Raw genomic sequence first — 17,723 nt, 5'->3', positions numbered from 1 at the left:
TGACCAACCCGGACGGCACGCTGGCCGGAGTGCTGACCCGCACCGGCGCGATCCGCGCCGGGCTCTACACCCCGGCCACCGACGCGCGCGGGCGGCTGCGCATCGGCGCCGCCGTCGGCATCAACGGCGACGTCGGGGCCAGGGCCCGCTCGCTGGCCGAAGCGGGGGTCGACGTGCTGGTCATCGACACCGCGCACGGGCACCAGGTCAAGACGCTGGAGGCGATCGCGGCGGTCGCCGGGCTGGGTCTGGACCTGCCGCTGGTGGCGGGCAACGTGGTGTCGGCGGAGGGCACCCGGGACCTGCTCGGGGCCGGAGCCGACATCGTCAAGGTCGGTGTCGGGCCCGGCGCCATGTGCACCACGCGGATGATGACCGGGGTCGGCCGCCCGCAGTTCTCCGCGGTGGTCGAATGCGCCGCCGCCGCCAGGGCCCTCGGTGGGCATGTGTGGGCGGACGGCGGGATCCGCCACCCGCGCGACGTGGCGCTGGCGCTGGCCGCCGGCGCGTCCAACGTCATGATCGGCTCGTGGTTCGCCGGCACCTACGAGTCCCCCGGCGACCTGATGCGCGACCGCGACAACCAGCCTTACAAGGAGAGCTACGGGATGGCGTCCAAGCGGGCCGTCGTCGCCCGCAGCGGCGCCGACACGGCGTTCGAACGGGCCCGCAAGGCGTTGTTCGAGGAAGGCATCTCGACCTCGCGGATGGGCCTGGATCCCGCCCGCGGCGGCGTCGAGGACCTGATCGACCACATCACCTCGGGCGTGCGCAGCACCTGCACCTATGTCGGCGCCGCCAACCTGGCGGAGCTGCACGAGCGGGCCATCGTCGGTGTGCAGTCGGCCGCGGGGTTCGCCGAGGGCCATCCGCTGCCCCTGGGCTGGTGACACCACCCTGAACGCGTGGCAACCGGATGTTCCGGCTGGGACGCGAACTTCGCTACCATGGCATCTCCGGTGAAATTCCAGCCCGCAGCAAACCGCTGCGCGGCGTCGAGCGAAGGGGTTGACGTGCCGCAGGCACGCCTCGGGGCCGCTTTCCTGCGGGTGCAGCGGCCACCCGCGACGTTCCCGGGAACACCGTGAACCTCACCGCCAGTCTGGTCAGCGTGCTGGCCATCGCCGTGCTGATCGTCGCCAACGCGGTCTTCGTGGCGGCCGAATTCTCCCTGACGGCGCTCGACCGCAGCGCAGTAGAGGCCAACGCCCGCGCCGGTGGGCCCCGCGACCGTTTCATCCAGCGCGCCCAGAACACGCTGTCGTTCCAGCTCTCGGGAGCCCAGCTGGGCATCTCCATCACCACGTTGGTGACCGGCTACCTCACCGAACCCATGGTGGGCGACCTGCCGCATCCATGGCTGGACGCGCTCGGGATGTCCGACCACGCGGGCGACGTGATCATGGCGTTTCTGGTGATGGTGGTCGTGACGTCGGTGTCGATGGTGTTCGGCGAGCTGGTGCCCAAATACCTCGGGTGGCCCGTCCGCTGGCGACCGCGCGCGCCGTCGTCGCCGTGCAGCTGCTGTTCTCCCTGCTGCTCACCCCCGCCATCCGGGTGACCAACGGGGCGGCGAACTGGATCGTGCGCAAGCTGGGCATCGAACCGGCCGAGGAGCTGCGTTCGGCCCGCTCGCCGCAAGAGCTGCTATCGCTGGTGCGCACCTCGGCGCGCAGCGGCGCCCTGGACGCGGCCACTGCCTCGCTGGTGCGGCGATCGCTGCAGTTCGGCACCCGGACCGCCGAGGAACTGATGACGCCGAGGTCGAAGATCGTGGCCCTGCAGACCGGCGACAGCGTCGCCGACCTGATCGCGGCGGCCGCCGAGTCCGGGTTCTCCCGCTTCCCGATCGTCGACGGTGACCTCGACGAAACCGTCGGCATCGTGCACGTCAAACAGGTTTTCGCGATCCCACCGGCCGACCGCGCGCACACGCCGCTGACCGAGTTGGCCCAACCCGTCCCGGTGGTGCCGTCGACGCTGGACGGGGACGCGGTGATGGCGCAGATCCGCACCAGCGAGCTGCAGACCGCCATGGTCGTCGACGAATACGGCGGCACCGCCGGCATGGTCACCCTCGAGGATCTTATCGAGGAGATCGTCGGCGACGTCCGCGACGAGCACGACGACGCGACCCCGGACGTGATGGCGGCCGGCCGCGGCTGGCGGGTGGCGGGTCTGCTGCGCATCGACGAGGTTGCCACCGCCACCGGTTACCGCGGGCCCGAGGGGCCCTACGAGACGATCGGCGGGCTGGTGCTGCGCGAACTCGGCCACATCCCGACGGCCGGCGAGACCGTGGAGCTGACGTCGCTGGATTCCGACGGGCTGCGCGACGCGCCGGGACGCTGGCAGGCGACGGTGGTCCGGATGGACGGGCACCGCATCGACCAGCTCGAGCTGACCGAGCTGGGCGGCCCGCAGGAGCGGGGCCGCCGGTGAGCGACACCATGAGCCTGCTGCTGGCCGTGCTGCTGATCGCGGTGAACGCCTTTTTCGTCGGGGCGGAGTTCTCGCTGATCTCGGTGCGCCGGGATCGCCTCGAAGCGCTGGCCGAGCAGGGCAGGACCAGGGCGGTCACCGTGATCCGCGCCGGGGAGCAGCTATCGTCCATGCTGGCCGGCGCCCAACTGGGGGTGACGGCCGCCTCCCTGCTGCTCGGCCGGATCGGCGAGTCCGCGGTGTTCGACCTGCTGCAGTCGGGGTTCGGGCTGACCGATCTGCCCCCGACGTTGCTGCACACCGTGTCGTTCGCCGTCGCGCTGGCCATCGTGGTGACGCTGCACGTGCTGCTGGGCGAGATGGTGCCCAAGAACATCGCGCTGGCCGGTCCCGAACGCACGGCCATGCTGCTGGTGCCGCCGTACCTGGCCTACGTGCGCGTCGCCCGGCCGTTCATCGCGTTCTACAACCGCTGCGCCAACGCGGTCGTGCGGATGATCGGCGTCGAACCCAAGGACGAACTCGAGATCGCGGTCAACACCGCCGAGCTCAACGAGATGATCGCCGAATCCGTCTCGGAAGGTTTGCTGGATCGGGAGGAACACAGCCGGTTGACCCGGGCGCTGCAGGTCCGCAACCGGGTGGTCGGGGACGTGGTCGTTCCGCTGGCCGCGACCCGGGCGGTGCCGGTGGCCGGGCCTGACTCGGGGCCGACGGTCGGCAGTGTCGAGCAGGCGCTGGCCGAGACCGGGTTCTCCCGGTATCCGGTGGCGGGCCCGGACGGCCATTTCATCGGCTACCTGCACATCAAGGACGTGCTCACCCTCGGCGGCGACCCCGGGACCGCGATCGACCTGGCGCTGGTGCGGCCGCTGCCGCGGGTGCCCACGTCATTGCCGTTGGCCGACGCCCTGTCCCGGATGCGCCGCAACAACAGCCACCTGGCCCTGGTGACCGACGACGTCGGCGTGGTGGTCGGGATGGTGGCCATGGAAGATCTGGTCGAAGACCTGGTCGGCGCCATGAACGAGGCCTAGCGGGAGGCGTCGGCGGGGCCCGCACGGGCCGGGTGGGAGTGACCGGCGGGCAGGGCGGCCCCGACCCGTATGATCGCTACGGCTGCCAGTAGAGATACGTGCTGGAGGTCAGAGCTATTCGCGCCGCGGTGCGAGCGTTGCCGACGAGTGGTCCTCAGTGCCCGCCGCGGTGTCGTCGGTGGAGCGGTCAGCGGGGCCTGACCTGCTACTGCGGGTCGGCCGGGGAACGATCGTCAGGCTGCATGTCGGTAGGCTGACGCCATTGCCAGCTGAGGGCCGGAGGTGCGAGCAGGCCCGTTACGGAGGAGAGAAATGACTGATCGCGTGTCGGTGGGGAACTTGCGAATCGCCCGAGTGCTCTACGACTTCGTGAACAACGAGGCCCTGCCTGGCACCGACATCAACCCGGACAGCTTCTGGGTGGGCGTGGACAGGGTCGTCACTGACCTCAGCCCGCGGAACCAGGAGCTGCTCAACCGCCGCGACGAGCTGCAGGCCCAGATCGACAAGTGGCACCGGCAACGGGTGATCCAGCCCCTCGACCCGGAGGCCTACCGCGAGTTCCTCACCGAGATCGGCTACCTGCAGCCCGAACCCGACGACTTCACCATCACCACCGCCAACGTCGACCCCGAGATCACCACGACGGCGGGACCGCAGCTCGTGGTCCCGGTGACCAATGCCCGGTTCGCGCTGAACGCGGCCAACGCCCGCTGGGGTTCCCTCTACGACGCCCTCTACGGCACCGACGTCATCCCGGAGAGCGACGGCGCCGAGCAGGGCACCAGCTACAACAAGGTCCGCGGCGACAAGGTGATCGCCTACGCCCGCAAATTCCTCGACGAGGCGGCGCCCCTGGAGTCGGGCTCGTGGACCGAGGTTACCGGCCTGAGCATCGTCGACGGCCGCCTGCAGCTCGACACCGGCTCGGGGTCCACCGGATTGGCCGGCCCGGAGAAGTTCGTCGGATACAGCGGCGAGCTCGGCTCCCCCAACTGGTCGGTGCTACTGGTCAACAACGGCCTGCACATCGAGATCCAGATCGACCCGGAGTCGCCGATCGGCAAGACCGACGCCGCCGGCATCAAGGACGTGGTCCTGGAGTCCGCGGTCACCACGATCATCGACTTCGAGGACGCCGTGTCCGCCGTCGACGCCGACGACAAGGTCGGCGCCTACCGCAACTGGCTGGGCCTGAACAAGGGCGACCTGGCCGCCGAGGTCAGCAAGGGCGACAAGACCTTCACCCGCGTCCTCAACCCGGATCGCACCTACACCACCCCCGACGGCGGTGAGCTGACGTTGCCGGGCCGCAGCCTGATGTTCGTGCGCAACGTCGGTCACCTGATGACCAACGACGCGATCGTCGACGCGGACGGCAACGAGATATACGAGGGCATCCAGGACGCGCTGTTCACCGGGGTGTGCGCCATCCACGGGCTCAAGACCGGGGACGGCAACGGCCCGCTGGCCAACAGCCGCACCGGCTCGGTCTACATCGTCAAGCCCAAGATGCACGGCCCCGACGAGGTCGCGTTCACCGCCGAGCTGTTCAGCCGGGTCGAGGACGTGCTGGGGCTGCCGCAGAAGACCATCAAGGTCGGCGTGATGGACGAGGAGCGGCGCACGACCCTCAACCTGAAGGCCTGCATCAAGGCGGTCGCCGACCGGGTCGTGTTCATCAACACCGGATTCCTGGACCGCACCGGCGACGAGATCCACACGTCGATGGAGGCGGGCCCCATGGTGCGCAAGGGCGCCATGAAGACCCAGCCGTGGATCCTGGCCTACGAAGACAACAACGTCGACGTCGGTCTGGCGGCGGGTTTCGAGGGCCACGCCCAGATCGGCAAGGGCATGTGGACGATGACGGAGCTGATGGCCGACATGGTCGAGCAGAAGATCGCCCAGCCCCGCGCCGGTGCCAGCACCGCCTGGGTGCCCTCTCCGACTGCGGCGACGCTGCACGCGATGCACTACCACAAGGTCGACGTGGCCGCGGTGCAGGAGGAACTGGCGGGCAAGAAGCGCGCCACCGTCGAGCAGCTACTGACCATCCCCCTGTCCAAGGAACTCGCCTGGGCTCCCGAGGAGATCCGCGAGGAGGTCGACAACAACTGCCAGGGCATCCTCGGCTACGTGGTGCGCTGGATCGACCAGGGCGTGGGGTCCTCGAAGGTGCCCGACATCCACAACGTGGACCTCATGGAGGATCGCGCCACCCTGCGGATCTCGAGCCAGTTGCTGGCCAACTGGCTGCGCCACGGCATCATCACCAGCGAGGACGTCCGGGCCGGCCTGGAGCGCATGGCCCCGATGGTCGATCAGCAGAACGAGGGCGACCCGGCGTACCGGCCGATGGCCCCCAACTTCGACGACAGCATCGCGTTCCTGGCCGCCCAGGACCTGATCCTGCTGGGGGCGCAGCAGCCCAACGGCTACACCGAGCCGATCCTGCATCGGCGCCGGCGCGAGTTCAAAGCCCGCGCGGCGCAGTAAAATCGCCGGTGCCCCAGACCGGGCAGCAGATGCGATGAACTATCAGTTCACGTGACCAGTCGACGGAAAGGCGGCGGACGGCGGTATGGGTAGGCACAGCAGGCCCGACCCCGACGAGCCCGTCGACCAGCCGTCCGACGAAGACCGCTCGGGCGACGGGTTCGAGACGGGACCCTGGACGACCGACCCGTGGGGCGGCATCGGCTACCCCGCGCCGGAGGCCTCGCCGCCCGAGCCCGGCGAGGACGCGGCAGGCGGGGACGACGCCGGCGAGGAGGAACCTCCCGACGCCGAGGCGCGCTACCCCGCCGACGGCGCGTTCGGTGCGGGCACGCCCGACGAGTATCCGGAATTCGCCCCGCGCCCGGCGGACCGGGAGAGCGCGGCGGCCCCGTCGCTGTTCCGGGGCGGGCACCGGGGTCTCGGCGACTGGCGCGGCGGCCACCGCAGCGTCGGCGGGCGCCGAGGCGTCAGCGTCGGCGTGATCGTGGCGCTGGTGGCCGTCATCCTGGTGGTCGGCACGGTGATCCTGTGGAGCTTTTTCGGCGACGCGTTGTCCAACCGCTCGCACCGCGCCGCGGTGCGCTGCGTGGGGGGCAGAGAGGACGTCGCGGTCATCGTCGACCCGTCGATCGCCGATCCGGTGCAGCAGCTCGCGGAAAGCTACAACTCGTCGGCGGGCCCGGTCGGCGATCACTGCATGGTGGTGAAGATCAAGGCGGCCAACGCCGACGCCGTCCTCGGCGGCTTCATCGGCCAGTGGCCGGCCGACTTGGGCGAGCGGCCGGCGCTGTGGCTGCCGGGCAGCTCGGTGTCCGTCGCGCGGCTCGCCGCGGCCACGGGTCCCAAGATGATCAGCGACAGCCGGTCGCTGGTGACGTCGCCGGTGGTGGTTGCCGTCCGACCCGAACTCGAGCGCGCCCTGAGCGACCAGACCTGGGCCGCACTGCCCGGCCTGCAGGCAAACCCGAACGCCCTGGACGTATTGAACCTGCCGGGCTGGGGCTCGCTGCGGCTGGCGTTGCCGACGGGCGGCAACGGGGACGCCTCGTTTCTGGCCGGCGAGGCGGTCGCGGTCGCCTCGGCGCCCGCCGGCGCCCCGGCCACCCAGGGGATCGGCGCGGTCCACACGCTGCTTGGCTCCCAGCCCAAACTGGCGGACGACTCGTTGGTCGAGGCGATGAACGCGCTGGTCGACGCGGATGACGCCGCGTCCGCGCCGGTGCACGCGGTGATCACCACCGAGCAGCAGGTGTTCCAGCGCGGCCAGTCGCTGTCGGATGCCAAGGGCAAGTTGGGTGCTTGGCTGCCGCCCGGACCGCCGCCGGTGGCCGACTATCCCACCGTGCTTCTCAGCGGCGAGTGGCTGACGCAGGAGCAGGTGTCGGCGGGTAGCGAGTTCGCCCATTTCATGCGCAAGCCCGAGCAACTCGACAAGCTGGCCCGAGCCGGCTTCCGGGTCAACGGCATCAAACCGCCGAGCAGCCCGGTCACCGGCTTCCCCGCCCTCCCGCCCGCCCTGTCGGTGGGCGACGACGGCCTGCGGGCCACGCTGGCCGAGGCGATGGCCGCGCCGTCGAGCGGGCTGGCCGCGACGATCATGCTCGACCAGTCGATGCCCACCGACGAAGGCGGCAAGACCCGGCTGGCCAACGTGATCGCGGCGCTCGAGGGCAAGATCAAGGCGCTGCCGCCCTCCGACGTCCTCGGGCTGTGGACGTTCGACGGTCACGAGGGCCGGGCGGAGGTGGCGACCGGACCGCTGTCCGACCCCGTCAACGGCCAGCCGCGGACGGCGGCGCTGATTGCCGCCCTGGACAAGCAGTACTCCTCGCCGGGCGGCGCGGTCTCGTTCACGACGCTGCGCATGATCTATCAGGAGCGGCAGGCCAGTTACCGCGCCGGCCAGGCGAACTCCATCCTGGTCATCACCGCCGGGCCGCACACCGACAAGACGCTCGACGGGGCGGGCCTGCAGGACTTCATCCGCACCAGCGCCGACCCGGCCAAGCCGATCGCGGTCAACGTCATCGACTTCGGCGCCGACCCCGACCGCCCGACCTGGGAAGCCGTCGCCCGGCTCAGCGGTGGTGGCTACCAGAATCTGCCGACGTCGGCCTCCCCCGGCCTCGCCGCCGCGGTCAACACGTTCCTGAGCTGAGCCGAGCTCGCCGCCGGACTACGCGAACTCCTCCACCGGGGGACACGAGCAGACCAGGTTGCGGTCGCCGTAGGCGCCGTTGATGCGCCGCACCGGTGGCCACACCTTGGTCCGGAAGCCCTTGCCGAGCGGGTAGGCCGCCTCCTCGCGGGTGTACGGGTGGTCCCAGTCGGCGACCAGCAGACACTCGGCGGTGTGCGGTGCGCCCCGCAGCGGATTGTCGTCGACGGTCCACTCCCCCGAACCGACGCGGTCGATCTCGCCGCGGATGGCGATCATGGCTTCGCAGAACGCGTCGACTTCGGTCAGGGTCTCGCTCTCGGTAGGCTCGACCATGAGCGTGCCGGCCACCGGAAAGCTCATCGTGGGCGCGTGGAAACCGTAGTCGGCCAGGCGTTTCGCGACGTCGTCGACGGTCACGCCGGTCGCCTTGGTGATCGCGCGCAGATCGAGGATGCACTCGTGGGCGACCATGCCGTTCTCGCCGGTGTAGAGCACCGGGAAGTACTCGTCGAGACGCCGGGCGATGTAGTTGGCCGAGGCGATCGCGACCAGGGAGGCCGTGCGCAGCCCCTGCGCGCCCATCATCCTGATGTAGGCCCAGGTGATCGGCAGGATCGAGGCCGAGCCGTACGGCGCCGACGCCACCGGGTGGCCGCCGGGCAGTTCGGGGGCGAACGGGTGCCCCGGCAGGAACGGCGCGAGGTGCGACCGCGCCGCCACCGGCCCGACGCCCGGGCCGCCGCCCCCGTGCGGGATGCAAAACGTCTTGTGCAGGTTCAGGTGGCTCACGTCGCCGCCGAACCTGCCGGGCCGGGCCAGCCCGACGAGCGCGTTGAGGTTCGCGCCGTCAATGTAGACCTGGCCGCCGGCGTCGTGTACGACCGCGCAGATGTCGGCGACGTCGTGCTCGAACACCCCGTGCGTGGACGGGTAGGTGATCATCAGCGCGGCCAACCGGTCGGCGTGCTCGGCGACCTTGGCACGCAGGTCGTCGAGGTCGACGTCTCCGTTATCGCGGCAGGCCACCACGACCACCCGCATGCCGGCCAGCGCCGCCGACGCGGCGTTGGTGCCGTGCGCGCTGGACGGGATCAGGCAGACGTCGCGGTGCGGCTCGCCCCGGCTGGCGTGGTAGTCGCGGATCGCCAACAGGCCCGCGTATTCGCCCTGCGAGCCGGCGTTGGGTTGCAGCGACACCGCGTCGTACCCGGTGATCTGCACCAGCCAGCGCTCCAGATCGGCGATCAGGTGACGCAGCCCGCGCGTGTCGGATGCCGGGGCGAACGGATGCTGGCGCGCGAACTCCGGCCAGGTGATCGGCTCCATCTCGGCGGCCGCGTTGAGCTTCATCGTGCACGAGCCGAGCGGGATCATGCTGCGGTCCAGGGCGATGTCCTTGTCCGCGAGGGTGCGCAGGTAACGCATCATCGCGGTCTCGGTGCGGTACTGCGCGAACGCCGGATGGGTCAGGAACTCCGAAGTGCGGGTTGCGATGTCGACGCACACCGGTTCGGCGGGCGGCACCCCGAACGCCTCCAGCACCGCCGCCACGTGGTCGGCCGTGGTGGCTTCGTCGCACGCGACCGACACATGGTCGGCGTCGACGCGCCACACGTTGATGCCCTTGACCTTCGCCGCGGCGACGACGGCGTCGGCGCGCGCCGGCACCCGGGCCAGGACGGTGTCGAAGTACGTGTCGTGCACCACGGCGTCGCCGAGTCCGGCGCCGATCGCCTCGGCGTGACCGTGCACCCGGCGGGCGATTGCGGTCAGCCCCTCGGCGCCGTGGTAGGCGGCGTACATGGCGGCCATCACCGCGAGCAGCACCTGCGCGGTGCAGATGTTGCTCGTCGCCTTGTCGCGGCGGATGTGCTGCTCGCGCGTCTGCAGCGCCAGCCGGTACGCCGGGTTGCCGTCGTCGTCGACGGACACCCCGACCAGCCGGCCCGGCAGTTGACGCGCATGCTGGGCATGCACCGACAGGTATCCGGCATGCGGGCCCCCGAATCCCATTGGGACACCGAACCTCTGGCTGCTGCCGAACGCAACGTCGGCGCCGATCTCGCCGGGCGGGGTGATCAGCGTGCACGCCAGGAGGTCGGCGCCGATGGCGACCAGCGCCCCGCGGTCGTGCGCCTGCGCCACCAGGCCGGCCCAGTCCGTGACCCGGCCGCTGGCGCCGGGCAGCTGCGCGACCACCCCGAAGAACTCGCCGTCCGGCAGCCCCTCGCGCAGGTCGGCGGTGACGATCTCGATTCCCAGCGGTCGGGCCCGCGTGGCCAGCACCGCGGCGGTCTGGGTGAAGACGTCGACGTCGACGGCCAGCCGGTGCGACGTGCCCCGGGTGGCGCGGTGCATCAGCGTCATCGCCTCGGCGGCCGCGGTCCCCTCGTCGAGCATCGACGCGTTCGCGATCTCGAGCCCGGTCAGATCGGCCACCATCGTCTGGAAGTTCAGCAGCGCCTCCAGGCGGCCCTGACTGATCTCGGGTTGGTACGGGGTGTAGGCGGTGTACCAGGCCGGGTTCTCCATGATGTTGCGCACCAACACCGGTGGGGTGAGCGTGTCGTAGTAGCCCTGCCCGATCATCGACACGGCCACGGTGTTCGCCTCGGCCAGCGCGCGGAGCTCGGCCAGCGCCTCGGTCTCGGTGGCGGCCGGGGGCAGCGCGTCGAGACCGGGAGCGGCGCCGCCGTCGGTGAGCTTGTCGAGGATGCGGCCCGGCACGGCCTTGGCGGCCAGTTCGTCGAGCGAGTCGACGCCGATGACCGCGAGCATGGCCGCGACGGCCTGGCTGTCGGGGCCGATGTGACGGGTTGCGAAAGGCGAGTGGTCTGGCACGGGCGAACTCCTGACTGGACGGCCTGCATCGGCAGCAGAGGCAGAGGTGTGCGGCCCTCTCCCTCTGTCTCTGCCCGTTCGCCAGGCGCCTGAGAGATTCGGCGCCGCTACTGCTCAGGGCGCCTTTCCCCATCGGCGGGTGCGGACCGACACGGCCGCACCGCTTTCCAGAGGCATCGTAAACTCGCGCGGTCCGGGTGCCTGAGAGGTTGGTGGAGAGGTCTTGCTCCTTCGGCGCCCGTGACTGGCGGTCACGGAGCTCTCCCGCTCGAGTGCGATGCGTCGTCCAGCTTACTCAACGGTTCCGCTTCGCCGCGAGCGCGCGTGTCTGTACGCCGACACGCCGTGGGGCGTGTGCAATCGCGCACCTTCGCGCGGGGAAAGGGGGCGGCTAGCCGATCTTGCGGTCGCGGTGCTTGCGCCGGGACGCCAACTCGTCCTCGGGGGCCGCAATGGATTCGCCGCCGTCGGCGCGCTCGCCGGGGAAGTCGGCGATGACGCCGGTCAGCTCTCGCATCGCACCGGATACCGCGATGCCGAACACGCCCTGGCCGCCCTGCAACAGGTCGACGACCTCTTCGGCCGAGGTGCATTCGTAGACGGTGGTGCCATCGGAGAACAGGGTGATGTTGGCAAGGTCCTCGACCCCGCGTTGACGCAGATGGTCGACCGCGACCCGGATGTTGTGCAGCGAGATGCCGGTGTCGAGCAGCCGCTTGACGATCTTGAGAACCAGGATGTCCTTGAACGAGTAGAGGCGCTGACTGCCCGAGCCGGCGGCGCCGCGGATCGAGGGAACCACCAGCGACGTGCGCGCCCAGTAGTCCAGCTGGCGATACGTGATGCCGGCGATCTGGCAGGCGCTCGGCCCGCGATAGCCCACGAGCGCGTCGGGCACGGAATCGTCGGGGAACAGCCCGGGCTGCACGGGTTCGTGCGGCACCTGATCGCCTTTGCCTGCGGGGTCCGCGTGGTCGGCTAGATCCAGCTGCTCTTGACGTGGCTGGTCGCTCAAGGTGCTTCCTCTCGCCGGTCGCGCTCGTTCTCACTGGCTGCCCCGGCAGCCACGCTTGCTCAGGCCCGAGTGCTAGAGAGCTTACGCTGTTCGGTAGCCGCCGCGCCTTGTCTGGTCCTCAAAGTATGGCCGCCGCAACGGGGAGTGGGTGCGCTATCCGCCAGGCGTGTCGAGATCGCGGCGAGTTGAGACACATCCGTGACGTCCCCGTCCAGAGCAGCCGGCCACGCGGGCCGTCCCCGGGGTGATCGCGACCTGCGGTGACGGGGCGGCCCGCCGTCCGGGCTAGGTGGCCTTGAAGTCGTCGGGCGACACGCTGTCGAGGAATTCCTTGAACTTCTCCACCTCGTCCTCACGGACGCCGGTGTTGGAGTCCTCGTCGCTCTCGTCGGGGATGAGCAGCCCCGCCTGGTCGAGCACGGCTTCCTCGACGTAGATCGGAACGCCGACCCGCAGCGCTATCGCCACCGAGTCCGACGGCCGTGCCGACACGGTGATGTTGCGATCGAACACCAGGTCGGCGTAGAAAGTGCCTTCCTGCAGGTCGACGATCCGAACTTCTTTCAGCGAATGTCCAAGCGCCGCAATTACATCCCTGATGAGATCGTGCGTCAACGGGCGGGGCGGCTCCACGCCTTGCTGCTCGAGCGCGATCGCCGCGGCCTCGGACTGGCCGATCCAGATCGGCAGATACCGGTCGCCGTTGGCCTCGCGAAGCAACAGCACCGGCTGGTTTTGCGGTTGCTCGACGCGAATGCCGACAACACGAACTTCGCCCATTTGTGTCTGACCTCCGCACCTGCCGCCGTCTACGACCCATACTCGGCGCGACGTCGCGGTCGAACACCAAGTTTCGCTTGAAGTCTAGTCCTCAGGGGCGCAGAACGTCGCGAACGGCGGACTTGATCAACGATGTGTGCAACGTAATTGCGAGCGCCGCGACCTCGCGCGCGAGATCGTCGGCGCGGTCGCGGGCGCCGGCCTTTCCGGCCTTGACCACCGGGCCGGCGATCTGGGCGATCAGGTCGGACTGCCGGTCGGCCGCGGAGCGGAAGGCCCGCAAATGCCGCGGCTCGACGCCGTATTCGGACAGCGCGTTCGCGCACTGCAGAATCACCACTGTGTGTTCGTCGAAGAAACCGCCCGGGCCGGTGGTGACCACGCCGGCTTTGAGGAGCGCCGTCAAGAGGTCGTCGTCGACGCCCGAGCGCGCCACGAGGTCTTCGCGGCTGAGCCGGACGCGGGTGGGAGCCACTGCGGCCGTGTCGGATTCGGCGACCTCCCCGTCGTCGGTCACCGACACCAGCCGCGGGACGCCGTAGGGCGACCCGACTGCCGGCAGTTCCCCGTCTGGCTGGGCGTCCAGCTGCGCCCTGATCACCTTCAGCGGTAAGTAGTGGTCGCGCTGGGCGGTCAGGATGAAGCGCAACCGCGCGCAGTCGTACGCGGTGAACCGGCGATATCCCGACGCGGAGCGCTGCGGCGTCAACAACCCCTCGGCCTCCAAGAACCGGATCTTGGAGATCGTGACATCGGGGAAGTCCGGCCTCAGCAGGTCCAGTACCGCCCCGATCGACATCCCGGCCAGAGCCGGGCTATCGGGTGCGCTCACTAGCCTCCGGAACCTCCCCCGCCCTCACCTTGCTTGGGTCCCGTCAGGAACACCAGACGGAATTTGCCGATCTGCACCTCGTCGCCGTTCGCCAGCACCGCCGAATCGACCGGCTCGCGGTTGACGTAGGTCCCGTTGAGGCTGCCGACGTCGACGACGTGGAATTCGTTGTTCTCCAGCCGGAATTCGGCGTGGCGGCGGCTGACGGTGACGTCGTCGAGGAAGATGTCGCTGTCGGGGTGCCGGCCTGCCGACGTGATGGGCTGGTCGAGCAGGAAGCGGGATCCGGCGTTCGGTCCCCGCTTGACGACCAGCAACGCCGAGCCCGCCGGAAGGCCCTCCACTCCTGACACCGCGCTTTCGCCGCCCGTTTGTGCGGGGGCGTCCAGCTCGTTGAGGAAGTCGGCCCGGAAGACGGACGTCGTCTCCACAGTGACTTCGTCAGAACTCTGGTCTTTCCCCATGTCGGAGTCCATGTCCGTCACGCGCTGCTCCTCACTGGCCGCTGTGGCGTTGTCTAACCGAGCCGCTCAGGCCGGTCGCCCACTTGTTTCGCTTCGCCCGGTATTGCTTGTCACTGCCTGCTCGCCTTGATGTGTCGACCGTACCGCGCACCGCTCGGCAATGTGCCCACCACCTCGGCATCGGAAGCCCGACCACTTGGGTGGCGGTTCCCCAGCACGGGGGAACTGCGCGGGCCCATGTGGAGACGTACCCCCGCGAGCGGGAGCGACACCTCCACGATCGAGCTTGCCGCGCCGCGCGCACGGGCGCGGCGCACGGCTGGCAGGCACATTAGCAACCGTCATTCGGTCAGCGTGCCGCGGTACGCCTCGGCGTCGAGCAATCCCGAGATGGCCGACTCCAACTCGGCGACGTCCGAGACCTGAACGTCCACCAGCCATCCGGCGCCGTAGGGGTCGGAGTTGACCAGCTGGGGGCTGCCGTCCAGGTCGCCGTTGACCGCGGACACTTTGCCCGAGACGGGCGCATAGAGGTCCGACACCGATTTCGTCGACTCCACTTCGCCGAAGGACTCCCCCGCGGTCAGTTCGGCACCCACCTCCGGCAACTGAACGAAGACGACATCGCCCAACGCCGACTGCGCGAAGTCGGTGATCCCGATCCGCGCGGTGTCCCCGCTGCGGCGGACCCACTCGTGTTCGGCGGTGTAGTGCAGATCGGGCGGGATATCGCTCACGGTAATCCTGTTCTGATCGGGTTCACTTGACGGGCTGAGCGTATTGGTGCGGTTTTGGTTGCCGCAAGGTGGCCACATCCACCTTCTCGGCCTGCTGCACCGACATCCGCGCGCCGACGCGCTTGATGCTGTCCTCTGCGCCGCCCGGAATGTTCATCGCCGCGGCCAGCGTCGGCGGATCCCCAATCGCCAGAACCGAATACGGTGGCGACAGGGTCTTGTTGTCGACGACCAGCGAGCCAGGAATACCCGCCATCCAGGTGTCCACACCCACCCGCACGGACTGGCGGGCGTCGTTGACCTCGATCGCCTCGGCGCCGGCGGCACGCAGCTCGTTGACGACGTCGAGCATCGCCTCCGGCGACACCCCGGGCCCGGGGTCCTCGATCGTGACGGTGACGCCCGGCCCCGTGGCCCCCACGGCGCCGGCCAGGATCGACAGCGCCGCCAGCCTGGCCTGCGCGCTCTGGATGGCCGCTTGATCGGTGTTGCCGGCGGCCTGCAACGAGTTCAGCGTGCTCTGCAGCTCGCTCACCTCGGTGTTGAGGGTGGCTTCGCGCTGGCGCAGCGAGTCCAGCAGCACGAGCAGGTCCGCGGGCCTCGCGGTGTCCAGGGAATCGCCCGTCTTGGTCTGCCGGACCTGTGTGACGATGCCAATCCCCAGGAGCAGACACAACAAGATGGCCAGAGTCCCGAAGGCCATCCGGGTGCGGCCGCCCCGCAAGAATCCGGACCACCCTCTGCGGTGCACCGCGCCGATCGCGGGCCGCGGGCGGTGGGCCGGTAGTTCGTGGCGGCCCCCACGCCGCTCGTCGGGGGTGCCGGGGGGTTCGTCGGGGGCGCGTTCGGGCGGGTCTTGGTTCATCCCGGTCCCGTCTCCATCACTGCGCCGCTCCTCCTCATCGCTTCGCTCTGCATCGTCGCCGGCGGGGTTGATCCGCCGCTCCTCCTCATCGCTTCGCTCTGCATCGTCGCCGGCGGGGTCAGGCACCGAACAATCGGCGGCGCAGCGCCGCGGCGTTGCCGAAGATGCGGATGCCCAGCACGACGATGATCGCCGTGGACAACTGGGTGCCGACGCCGAGTTGGTCGCCCACATAGACGATCAGCGCGGCCACGAACACGTTGAAGACGAACGACACCACGAACACCTTCGAGTCGAAGATCCGTTCTAGGTAGGCCCGCATCCCGCCGAACACCGCGTCCAGGGCGGCGACCACCGCGATCGGAAGATAGGGCTGGATCACCTCGGGCACCGCGGGGTGGAAGACCAGGCCCAGCACGATGCCGACGGCGAGCGCCGCGATACCGATCATGCGCGAACTCTGCTCACTGTGACCCAATCTGCTTGGCGAACTTGACATCCCGGATCGATCCGGCGGGCAGCGAGAGGCCGTCGGCGACGTGGACGGTGACGTCGACGCCGTAGGAGACCTCGAGCAGCCTGAGGCGTTGCAAGCCGGGACTGCGGTCGAACACGTCGCGCATCGCGTGCGGCGGCCCGACCGCCAGGATGGTGTAGGGGCTGCTGGTGGGATTGTTGTCGACGAGAATCGCCCCGCCCGCCTGCCGGATCGTCGCGTTCGGCCCGATCCGCACGCCGCCGACCGAGACGGCCTCGGCGCCGCTCTCCCACAACGAATTCACGACCAGCTGCAGGTCGCGGTCCAAGATGATCTGGGTGCTGCCGCTGACCCGCTGTTTGGACACGTCGGAAAGGTTCGGGCTGACGCCGGGGTCGGTCACGGTCACCTTCAGGCCCGGCCCGATCACCGGTGTGCTGGCCGCGGCCAGGCTGAGCGCGTCCAATCGGCTCAGCAGCCGCTGGCCCGCCGCGTTGTCGGCCAGCGCCCGGCGCTGCACGTCGTCGACCCGCGTCGACAGGGCCCCGCGGCGCTGCGCCAGGTCGCCGGCGGTGGCTTCCGCCGAACGCACGCTCCGGACCAGCAGCTGCTGCTCGCTGCGGACGCCGGGCGCCACCGAGCGGGCCTGCGTCACCGCGAGCGCGAACACCATCGCGATCAACAGCGCCGCGAGGGCCTGCCAGATCCGGTCCAGGGCGCGCCGGCGCGGGGTGGGTGGCGTGGTCAAGCGGCTGCGTTTGGCGGCCGCCGCGGCGTAACCGGGGTCCAGGTGCTCCGACAGCAGGGCGCGCAGCAGGGAGGGCACCGGGATGTGTGGCGGCCGTGCGGCCGCATGGGCGCTGTGGCCGGCGTTGGGGTCGTAGCCCCCGAGCATGCGGTCAGTCTCGGCCATGATCACCCGACTCCTGTGTGGCCGGTTGCTGCAGGTGGGGTGCGAGCCTGGGCATCCGCCGCACGACCAGGACCACCTGGACCGCGTACAGGACGAACGCCCACAGGTACATGTACATACCCCACACGAGGAACGCCCACCCGCAGGCCCACACCACCCGGCTCCATAACGCGTCCCAGGTTCCCAGCAGAACCAGCGGAAAGCCAGCCATCAAGGCGAACGTCGCGGCTTTGCCGACGTAGGTCACCGGCAGCGCCGATAGCCCCCGGCTTCGCAGCCACGGCAACGTCGCGGCCAGCAGCCCGTCGCGTGCCAGCAGCACGAGCACGAACCACCAGGGCATGATGCCGCTCAGGGCCAACACGATCGGCACGCTGACCATGTAGAGGCGGTCCACCGCCGGGTCGAGTAGCACGCCCAGCCGGGAGGACTGGTCGAGCAGCCGCGCGATCTTGCCGTCGGCCCAGTCCGAGGCGCCGCTGAACATCAGGATCGCCACCGCGAGGGCGTTGGCGTGCGCGACCAGCAGGACGTAGACGAACACCGGGATGAGCGCGAGCCGCAGGGCGCTCAGGGCGTTCGGCACTGTCAGCACCCGGTCGGGCGGAGGCAGTGGCTCCATGAGCCGTGACCTTAGCCTCGTGATGGTGCGGTTC

Annotated in this window: 14 protein-coding genes, 1 pseudogene and 2 riboswitches; of the genes and pseudogenes, 5 read left to right on the top strand and 10 right to left on the bottom strand. The window is 69.9% G+C overall.

The window, feature by feature from the left end:
• The 5 genes and pseudogenes from AC2VOR_RS10365 to AC2VOR_RS10345 all read left to right on the top strand — a co-directional run.
• A partial coding sequence (locus tag AC2VOR_RS10365; RefSeq protein ID WP_486963737.1) for a GuaB1 family IMP dehydrogenase-related protein occupies nt 1–890 on the top strand: 890 nt, incomplete at its 5' end.
• 194 nt (nt 891–1,084) lie between these two features.
• Nucleotides 1,085–2,442, top strand: a pseudogene (locus tag AC2VOR_RS10360) (hemolysin family protein).
• Between the two features lie 8 nt (nt 2,443–2,450).
• Nucleotides 2,451–3,479, top strand: a complete 1,029-nt coding sequence (locus AC2VOR_RS10355) for a hemolysin family protein (RefSeq protein WP_369741575.1) — start codon at nt 2,451–2,453, stop codon at nt 3,477–3,479.
• A gap of 312 nt (nt 3,480–3,791) precedes the next feature.
• On the top strand, nt 3,792–5,978 hold the full coding sequence (locus tag AC2VOR_RS10350) for a malate synthase G (protein WP_486963736.1): 2,187 nt from the start codon (nt 3,792–3,794) through the stop codon (nt 5,976–5,978).
• Nucleotides 5,979–6,063: 85 nt separating this feature from the next.
• Complete coding sequence (locus tag AC2VOR_RS10345; protein WP_369738529.1) at nt 6,064–8,139, top strand: substrate-binding domain-containing protein; 2,076 nt, start codon at nt 6,064–6,066, stop codon at nt 8,137–8,139.
• 18 nt (nt 8,140–8,157) lie between these two features.
• Here AC2VOR_RS10345 and gcvP read toward each other — a convergent pair whose 3' ends face one another.
• The 10 genes from gcvP to AC2VOR_RS10295 all read right to left on the bottom strand — a co-directional run bounded on the left by gcvP (nt 8,158) and on the right by AC2VOR_RS10295 (nt 17,689).
• Nucleotides 8,158–10,983 carry an aminomethyl-transferring glycine dehydrogenase gene (gene gcvP, locus AC2VOR_RS10340; protein ID WP_369738528.1) on the bottom strand — a complete coding sequence of 942 codons (2,826 nt, stop codon included), beginning with the start codon at nt 10,981–10,983 and terminating at the stop codon, nt 8,158–8,160.
• A 60-nt stretch (nt 10,984–11,043) separates the two neighbouring features.
• A riboswitch (glycine riboswitch) is annotated at nt 11,044–11,162 on the bottom strand.
• Nucleotides 11,163–11,260, bottom strand: a riboswitch (glycine riboswitch).
• A gap of 114 nt (nt 11,261–11,374) precedes the next feature.
• Nucleotides 11,375–11,998 carry a MerR family transcriptional regulator gene (locus tag AC2VOR_RS10335; RefSeq protein WP_369738527.1) on the bottom strand — a complete coding sequence of 208 codons (624 nt, stop codon included), beginning with the start codon at nt 11,996–11,998 and terminating at the stop codon, nt 11,375–11,377.
• Between the two features lie 285 nt (nt 11,999–12,283).
• Nucleotides 12,284–12,778: a bifunctional nuclease family protein gene (locus AC2VOR_RS10330; protein WP_369738526.1), complete on the bottom strand. Its 495-nt coding sequence runs from the start codon at nt 12,776–12,778 to the stop codon at nt 12,284–12,286.
• Between the two features lie 91 nt (nt 12,779–12,869).
• Nucleotides 12,870–13,610: a transcriptional regulator FtsR gene (gene ftsR, locus AC2VOR_RS10325; protein WP_369738525.1), complete on the bottom strand. Its 741-nt coding sequence runs from the start codon at nt 13,608–13,610 to the stop codon at nt 12,870–12,872.
• The gene (gene garA, locus AC2VOR_RS10320) at nt 13,610–14,095 is read right to left on the bottom strand and encodes a glycogen accumulation regulator GarA (RefSeq protein ID WP_369738524.1); all 486 of its coding nucleotides are present in this window, start codon (nt 14,093–14,095) and stop codon (nt 13,610–13,612) included. The genes ftsR and garA overlap by 1 nt, the downstream gene beginning before the upstream one ends.
• 320 nt (nt 14,096–14,415) lie before the next feature.
• A complete protein-coding gene (gcvH, locus tag AC2VOR_RS10315) occupies nt 14,416–14,811 on the bottom strand; it encodes a glycine cleavage system protein GcvH (protein WP_369738523.1) in 396 nt (131 codons plus the stop codon).
• Between the two features lie 22 nt (nt 14,812–14,833).
• The gene (locus AC2VOR_RS10310) at nt 14,834–15,676 is read right to left on the bottom strand and encodes a DUF881 domain-containing protein (RefSeq protein WP_486963735.1); all 843 of its coding nucleotides are present in this window, start codon (nt 15,674–15,676) and stop codon (nt 14,834–14,836) included.
• A 118-nt stretch (nt 15,677–15,794) separates the two neighbouring features.
• On the bottom strand, nt 15,795–16,127 hold the full coding sequence (locus AC2VOR_RS10305) for a small basic family protein (RefSeq protein WP_369738522.1): 333 nt from the start codon (nt 16,125–16,127) through the stop codon (nt 15,795–15,797).
• A gap of 13 nt (nt 16,128–16,140) precedes the next feature.
• Nucleotides 16,141–17,067 carry a DUF881 domain-containing protein gene (locus tag AC2VOR_RS10300; protein ID WP_486963734.1) on the bottom strand — a complete coding sequence of 309 codons (927 nt, stop codon included), beginning with the start codon at nt 17,065–17,067 and terminating at the stop codon, nt 16,141–16,143.
• On the bottom strand, nt 17,054–17,689 hold the full coding sequence (locus tag AC2VOR_RS10295; RefSeq protein ID WP_369738520.1) for a CDP-alcohol phosphatidyltransferase family protein: 636 nt from the start codon (nt 17,687–17,689) through the stop codon (nt 17,054–17,056). The genes AC2VOR_RS10300 and AC2VOR_RS10295 overlap by 14 nt, the downstream gene beginning before the upstream one ends.
• Nucleotides 17,690–17,723 lie beyond the last annotated feature (34 nt).

The organism is Mycobacterium sp. TH-M103 (assembly GCF_057473785.1).
The sequence above is the reverse complement of the archived record's forward strand: the minus strand, read 5'-3'. Positions and strand labels throughout refer to the sequence as shown.